The sequence below is a fragment of the Gemmatimonadales bacterium genome (assembly GCA_041390145.1).
Classification (GTDB): Bacteria; Gemmatimonadota; Gemmatimonadetes; order Gemmatimonadales; family GWC2-71-9; genus SPDF01.
In genome coordinates, this window is record JAWKQM010000009.1 from 151,297 (window position 1) to 158,188 (window position 6,892).

Annotated in this window: 5 protein-coding genes; 2 read left to right on the forward strand and 3 right to left on the reverse strand. The window is 70.2% G+C overall.

Annotation, left to right across the window (positions count from 1 at the left end):
- Positions 1-19: 19 nt before the first annotated feature.
- Positions 20-3,109, reverse strand: coding sequence for a protein kinase (locus R2910_09650; protein MEZ4413234.1), 3,090 nt, complete (start codon positions 3,107-3,109; stop codon positions 20-22).
- A 232-nt stretch (positions 3,110-3,341) separates the two neighbouring features.
- Between R2910_09650 and R2910_09655 the strand changes: the two genes are divergently transcribed.
- Together R2910_09655 and R2910_09660 are read left to right on the forward strand one after the other, a co-directional pair.
- Positions 3,342-4,241, forward strand: coding sequence for a helix-turn-helix domain-containing protein (locus R2910_09655; protein MEZ4413235.1), 900 nt, complete (start codon positions 3,342-3,344; stop codon positions 4,239-4,241).
- A 68-nt stretch (positions 4,242-4,309) separates the two neighbouring features.
- Positions 4,310-5,080, forward strand: coding sequence for a thioredoxin domain-containing protein (locus tag R2910_09660; GenBank protein ID MEZ4413236.1), 771 nt, complete (start codon positions 4,310-4,312; stop codon positions 5,078-5,080).
- A gap of 114 nt (positions 5,081-5,194) precedes the next feature.
- Here R2910_09660 and pyrE read toward each other — a convergent pair whose 3' ends face one another.
- Positions 5,195-5,743: an orotate phosphoribosyltransferase gene (pyrE, locus tag R2910_09665; protein ID MEZ4413237.1), complete on the reverse strand. Its 549-nt coding sequence runs from the start codon at positions 5,741-5,743 to the stop codon at positions 5,195-5,197.
- A gap of 2 nt (positions 5,744-5,745) precedes the next feature.
- Complete coding sequence (locus R2910_09670) at positions 5,746-6,639, reverse strand: serine/threonine-protein kinase (GenBank protein ID MEZ4413238.1); 894 nt, start codon at positions 6,637-6,639, stop codon at positions 5,746-5,748.
- Between the last annotated feature and the right edge of the window lie 253 nt (positions 6,640-6,892).

Here is a 6,892-nt window from a genome sequence, read left to right on the forward strand (position 1 = left end):
GGGCCGGCCCCCGCGGGGCTCATCCGCGCCCCTGGACCCGGGCCAGCCCAGCCGCCGCGGCCTGGACGAACTCCTCCAGCGCCGGGTCCGCCGACTTCCACTGATCCAGCACCAGTTGATACTGCTCGGCCGCCTCCGCCTGGCGGCCCAACTTCTCGTATGCCGCTCCCCGCAGCAGTCGCATCCGCCCGACCGACGCCCAGCGGGAGTCAAATCCGCGGGTGTTGAAGTACTCGGGTTCGAAATGCTGCAGCGTCTTCACGGTGCCGGCGTAGTCGCCGAGCTGGAACTGGGCCTGCGCGTAGACCGGCAGCCACCCCGGATACATGTCGCGGGCACTGTCCGGCGTCGCCAGGGCGGCGCGGGCGGCCACGGTGTCGCCCTTCATGAGGGCCAGGATCGCCGCGACCTCGGGGGGCGGCGCGTGTCCGCTGATCGCATCGTACTCTTCGACGGGGCGCGGATTTCCCGCCGGACCGACGAGCAACCCCAGCGCCGCGTTTTGACCGCTGTACAGGGCGTCCTTCCGCTTCTCGGCCGGCACGCTGCGCGCCTCCTCCGCGGCCGCATCCCAGAGCCGGAGGAGCTTCGCCTCGGGCACCGTCACCGATCCGTACAGGCTGGAGAGCATCATCCGGTTCCAGTCGCTTCCCTTCATCGACTGCGGCATCGAAGCGGGCAAGACGTCGGTGCGAATCTCGTCGACCAGTTCGATGACCCGGGCTGCGCTCGAGAGGTCGCCGTAATACGCGAAGATATTGGCGCCCCCCAGGACGTCGGTCATGAGGGTCGGTGCGTCCTCGGCGCCGGCGAAATCGCCCGGTGTAATGGTGGCCAGCGCCGACTTCAGCTCCGCCGCCGCGCGCGGACCATCCCCGCCGACGAAGCGGACCCGCGCCTGGAGAAACGGCATCTCCGGGTTGGTCGGATCCGCCGAGCGGAACCGCGCGACCTCGGCCAGGGCGTCGGGGTACTGCTGGTTCGCCAGGAACGCGTCCACCATTGCCAGGTGTGCACGCCCGGTGCCCGGCTGCGCGGTGCTCCACGCCCGCGCGGACTCCAGTCCCGCCAGGCGCGCCCGTGTCAACGCCGCCACGCGGGTGCCGCTGTCGGCGCCCGGGGCCGGCACGAACGAATCGGGGGTCACCAGCAGGACAGGCGTCCCCGGTCCGCTCGCCAGGTTCAGCGCGAACTGGATGTGTTCGTAGGCCAGGGCGTAGTCGGGCGCCAGCGCCAGCGTCCGTCGAAAGGCGCGGAGGGACTCGGTGAAACGGGTCGCCAGCCGGGACTTCTCGTCGTGGAACCAGGCGTCGCCCAGCCCGTACCAGGCGTCGGCGTCGCGCGGATTCTTGGCGAGCAGTTGCTGGTAGATGTTGCGTGACGCGGCGTTCTGGCCGAGCACGAAGAACCGGTACGCGGCGATGACCGCACGGTCGTGGGCCGGGAGCTTCTGCGAATAGAGCACCGCACGGTCGATGGCCACCTGGCCCGTCGAGTCGGCCGTGCCGACCAGCCAGCCACGGGTCAGCGCCAGCTTGTAGTAGGCCAGCCCAAAGGTGGTGTCGACCTGGACCGCCCGTTCGAAATTCCGCTGTGCGGCGGCGAGTTCCCACCGCGTCAGGCGTTCCAGCCCGCTGAGGTAGGAGCGGTACGCCTCGATGGACGGCGTGGTGACCGAGGCGAGGTCGGTCCACGTCTCCCCGGGCGCGCCGGAGATGTCCAGAAGGCGCAGCGCGAGCCGGTCGAATTCCGGACGTGGATCGTCGGAGGCTGGCGCGCTGACTTCCGCGACATCCTCGCGCGTCCCGGTGGCCACGTCGTACACCCGGGCGGTGAGGTGAAGCGAGTCGCCGACGTCCTGGTAGTCGCCCAGCACCACCGTCCAGACCCCTGCCTCGCGAGCGAGCTTGCGGGCCATGTCGAGCCCGATGTCGCTATCCGTGTTGAGGCCGTGCCGTGCGAGCAGGTCGTGGACCCGCTCGTGATCCACCACCGTCATGTCCTTCCACTGCGACATGTTGAGCGCCAGCATGTTGACGCTGCCGTTGCGCAGCCATTCGATGCTCTGATCGTCGCGCAGGTTGTCGAACGGCAGCACCAGCACCGAGAGCCGCGGATTGACCCCGTCCGGCGGGCCAGCGGGGCGGCGGGCCACCACCGTCGCGACGATTGCCACCGCGGCCAGGAGGGCGCCGGCCACGAGCGCCCGCCGGCGGCGCCGTCGCCCGAAGAGGGGGACCGGCGTCGGCGTACCGCCGAGGGCCGCGCGGAACTCCGACCCCGACTGGAACCGCTCCCCCGGCGCCTTGGCCAGCGCCCGCATGATGCCGGCGCCGAGGTCGGCAGGGCAGTCGGGGCGGATCCGGGTGAGCGTCGTCGGCTGCTCGGAGATGTGCTTCGAGACCACGACCCGGTTCGGTCCGACAAAGGGGGGATGCCCCGCCACCATCTCGTACGCCACGACGCCGAGTGAGTAGAGGTCGCTCCGGGAGTCGACCTCTTCGCCGGCCGCCTGCTCCGGGCTCATGTAGTTCGGGGTGCCGACCACCATCCCCTGCCCCGTGACCGGTCCGTCCGCTCCCGCCGGCTCGGCCGCCAGCGCGCGCGCGATGCCGAAGTCCGCCAGCAGCGCCCGACCGCTCCCCGCCTCCAGGAGAATGTTCTCCGGCTTCACGTCGCGGTGCACCAGCCCGGCGCTGGCGGCCGCGTCGATGGCGGCGGCGATGTCCATCGTGATGCGGCGTGCCTCTTCGGGGGGCAGCTTCCCCTCGCGGTTCAGCCGCTCCCGCAGCGATTCGCCCGGGACGCGGTCCATCACGAAATAGAGGATGTCGTCGGCTTCGCCGGCGGTGTAGACGGTGACGATGTTCGGGTGCCGGAGCCGCGCAATCATGCGCGCCTCGGCGAGGAACCGCTCGGCGATGGACGAGTGGATGGCCAGTTCGGGGTGGACCGCCTTGACCGCCACGTCGCGAGCCAGCGTCACGTCGCGGGCAAGGAAGACGACGCCCATGCCGCCGCGACCAAGCTCCGGACCCAGGACGTACTGGGATCCGAGCGCGGCCTGCAGGCGCTCAGCGAGTCCGGGGCCTGCCTGGGGTTTGGTCACCCGCGGGCTCCACGTGTGAGGGGAATCGTCCGTGACTGGCGGTGGGGCCGCACCGCCGATGGGCTCTTCAAAATACACACCGGCCCCCTTCCAGACAGGGAGATGTATTGGGTGGGATGCCTGCCGCACGAGAATGGTTGCCCGGCCGGCCCCGCCGCCCCTATTCCGGTTGGACTGCTGTTGAGGGGAGACGCCTAGCGTGCCCCCCACCACACCACTACGGAGCCAGCCCGTGCCTGATTCACTTGTCCAGATGCCGGAGGGGCCGCCGACCATCGCCGCCGTCCTCCTCCCCGCCGAACGGGCCAAGGTGGAGGCCGCCGGCCAGGGGTGTTTCACCCTCCTGCACCGTGACTCGGTGCCGGAGGCCGTCCGCGCCGTCCGGGAGCGGCCGGTGGATGGCATCCTCCTCTCGGTCCACCGCTGTCCCAGCACGGAGGTCCGAGACGTCCGCCGCCTGGTCCACGACTTCCCCGGCATCCCCACCGTGGCGCTCGTCTCGACACACGACGCCTCCGCCAGCGAAACGCTCCTTCAGCTCGGAGCCACCGGCCTGCGGCAGGTGGTCGACATTACGGGCCCCTCGGGCTGGCAGCGCCTTCGGCAGCTCATGGCCGCGCCGGTGACCCGGGCTGCCGCCCGGATCCAGGGGCCGCTGATCCACGCATTGGGCGATGCACCGGCGGACCTGCGCTTCTTCTTTGAGATGCTGGTCCGTCTGGCCCCGGACCTCACCACCGTCCGCGCCCTCTGCCGCGCCTGCGAAGTACGCCCCAGCACCCTCATGTCCCGCTTTGCCAGGGCGGGGCTGCCTTCACCCAAGGGGTATCTCGCCAGCGTGCGGCTCCTCCACGCCGCGCACCTCCTCGAGGCGCCGGGGCGATCGATTGCCGACGTGGCCTACCGGATGGAGTACTCCTCGCCGCAGAGCTTCGGCAGGCACATCCGGGCCATGCTCGGCATCACGAGCCTCGAATTCCGGCGCCGGTTCCCCTTTCCCACTGCGCTTGCACGGTTTCTCGACCTCATGGTCGTGCCCTACGGAGGCGTCTGGCCCGTCTTCCATCCCCTGGAAACAGGGAGCTGGGACAGCGGACACTGTTTGGCGGGTCAGGCCCCTCCTCCTGCGTGACCGGCCCGTTGCGGTGAACGGCAGCTCGGCTCTAGCTTGGGGCGGCTTCCCTAACCGCGAGTGTGCCCGTGTTGCTTCGTCGCCTGACCGCCGTGCTGGCCCTGCTGGGCACGACCGCCTGCTCGCGGGACCCCTCCCCCGAGGCGCTGCAGCGCACGCTGAGCGCGCATCCCGAAGTGCTCGTCGGGGCCATCCGGGCGCACCCCACCGAGTTCATGCAGGCCCTCAACGCCGCCTTCCAGGCGTCGCAGGCCGCGCAGCAGCAGGCCGCGGCCGCCAGGATCGATGCGGAATTCCAGAACCCGAAACAGCCCGATTTGAGCGACCGCGTATCGCTCGGCAGTCCGTCGGCGCCAGTCACCATCGTCGAGTACACCGACTTCGAGTGTCCCTACTGCCGCGAGTCGGTGGCGGTGATGCATCAGCTGCTCGAGCAGTATCAGGGCAAGGTTCGCCTGGTCGTCAAGCAGACCCCGCTCGAAATGCATCCGAACGCGATGCCGGCCGCGCTGATGTTCGAGGCGCTGGCGCTGCAGGGAGCCGCGCCGGCCTTCAAGTTCTATGAGCTGATGTACGCCGAGCAGGAACAGCTCGAGAAGCGGGGACAGCAGTTCGTGGTGGAGGCGGCGGGGCGAGTCGGCGCGGACGTTCCACGTGCACTGCGCGACCAGCAGAGTGACGCGGTGCGCGCGCGGGTGGCCGCCGACATCGCCGAAGGGCAGGCCTTCGGGTTCACCGGCACTCCGGCGTTCGTGATCAACGGCGTGTCGCTCGAGGGCGCGCACCCCGCCAACAATTTCGTGCCGATCATCAACCGGCACCTGGCCGCCGCGCCCTGACGCACCCCTGTCCCCAAACAACGACGACCCTCCAGGCGCATCCCGGAGGGTCGTGCTGTTTCGGTCGGTCATGGCGACGACGCTCCGAGGGAGCCGACGCCGCCGTCGCTTCCCCTACCGCAGCCCCAGTTCTGTCGCGGTCGTCAGCACCGCCACCGCGTGGCCCCGCTCCGTGAGCGCGGCGGCGCCGCCCTGTTCGCGGTCGACGACGGCCAGCACGCCAAGCACGATGCCGCCCGCCTCTTCCACCGCGGCGATGGCCTGGATCGCGGAGCCCCCCGAGGTGATGACGTCCTCCACGACCACCACCCGGTCGCCGGCGCGGAAGTTCCCCTCGACCCGGCGCTTCGTGCCATGCCCCTTCGCCTCCTTGCGGACGCTGAAGGCGTCGACGACCGGCGGCGCCTCCCGGCTGGCGAGCGCCACGGCATACGCGACGGGATCGGCACCCATGGTGAGCCCCCCCACCGCTGCGGGCGACCATCCCCGCGCGCGCAGGGCCGCGACGCCGAGCCGGCCGATGAGGTACAGCCCCTCGGCGGACATCGTGGTCGGGCGGGCGTCGATGTAGTAGGTGGAATGGGCGCCCGAGGCGAGCGTGAAGTCGCCGTGGCGGATCGAGCGGTGGTGGAGGAGCTGCAGGAGAGCGGCGTGCTCGTCCACGGTCAATCCTTGCCGAACAACCCGGAGAGGAAGCCCTTCTTCTTTTCCGGCTCGGCGCGGGCCGCCGCGCAGAATCGCGTGGCGAACTGCTTGACCGTGGCCGGACGCTTTTTGAGGTCCCGCTCCAGTCCCGCCATCAGCGCGGCCTCGAGGTCGGGACCGAACTTGGCGTTCTTGGCCACCTCGCTGAGCGGGCGGGGCGTCTGGGTCAGCAGCTGCTGGAAGAGCTCCCGCGGCGACTTGCCCGGGAAGGGGAGTTCGCCGGTCAGGAGGTAGTAGGCAATCGTGGCCAGGCTGTAGACGTCGGCCTGCTCGCCCACCAGCTCGCCGGACAACGCCTCCGGGGCGACATACTGCAGGGTCCCAACGAAGAAGCCGGCGCGGGTGAGCCGCTCCTCCTGGGGGAGTTCCGCGTCGCGGGCAATCCCGAAGTCCAGCAGCTTGGCGGTCTGGGTGGCGGGATCGTACATGATATTGGCGGGCTTCAGGTCGCGGTGGATGATCCCGGCGGTGTGGGCGGCGGTCAGCGCCGCGCCAACCTGCTCAACGATCTGGGCCACCACCATCGGCGCCAGCGGGCCGGACCGGGCGGCAAAGAGCTCGAGGGCCTCCCCTTCCGCCCATTCCAGCGCGAGGAAGTAGGCGCCGTTCTCCTCGCCGTATTCCCAGGTGCGGACCACGTTCGGATGGACCACGCGCACACCGAATTCGGCCTCACGCAGGAAGCGCTTGACCGCGATGGGGTCCTGCCCAAGCCGGGGGCGAAGCACCTTGATGGCCGTCGGGCCACGCTCGGGGTGCTCGGCCTTGTACACCAAAGCCGTGCCACCTTCGCCGACATGCTTTATGAGGCGGTGGCCGGCTACCGTGCGGCCAATGAGTTCGTCTGGCGTCATGAGATGGAGGGAAGGTACTCGCCGCCGGCGGGACCGGCAAGCAGCAGACCGGCCCGCGCTTGACCATGCTTCGGCGCAGAGGATACCCTTCGCGTGCGCCGCACGCCCTGAATTCCCGCCCGTCATCGAAGGGGGCCTCGTGCTCCGGTTCCGCGACAGTCTGCTTCTCCTCCTTCTGCCAATGATGGCGTGCAGCTCCTGGCAGCGCGTGGGCACCAGTGCCACGCCATCGCCCGAGGAGACGCTCACCAGT

What these genes read in the sequence shown, in the direction of transcription:
- R2910_09670 (MEZ4413238.1), bottom strand. Translation starts at nt 6,639, where the DNA reads ATGACGCCAGACGAACTCATTGGCCGCACGGTAGCCGGCCACCGCCTC.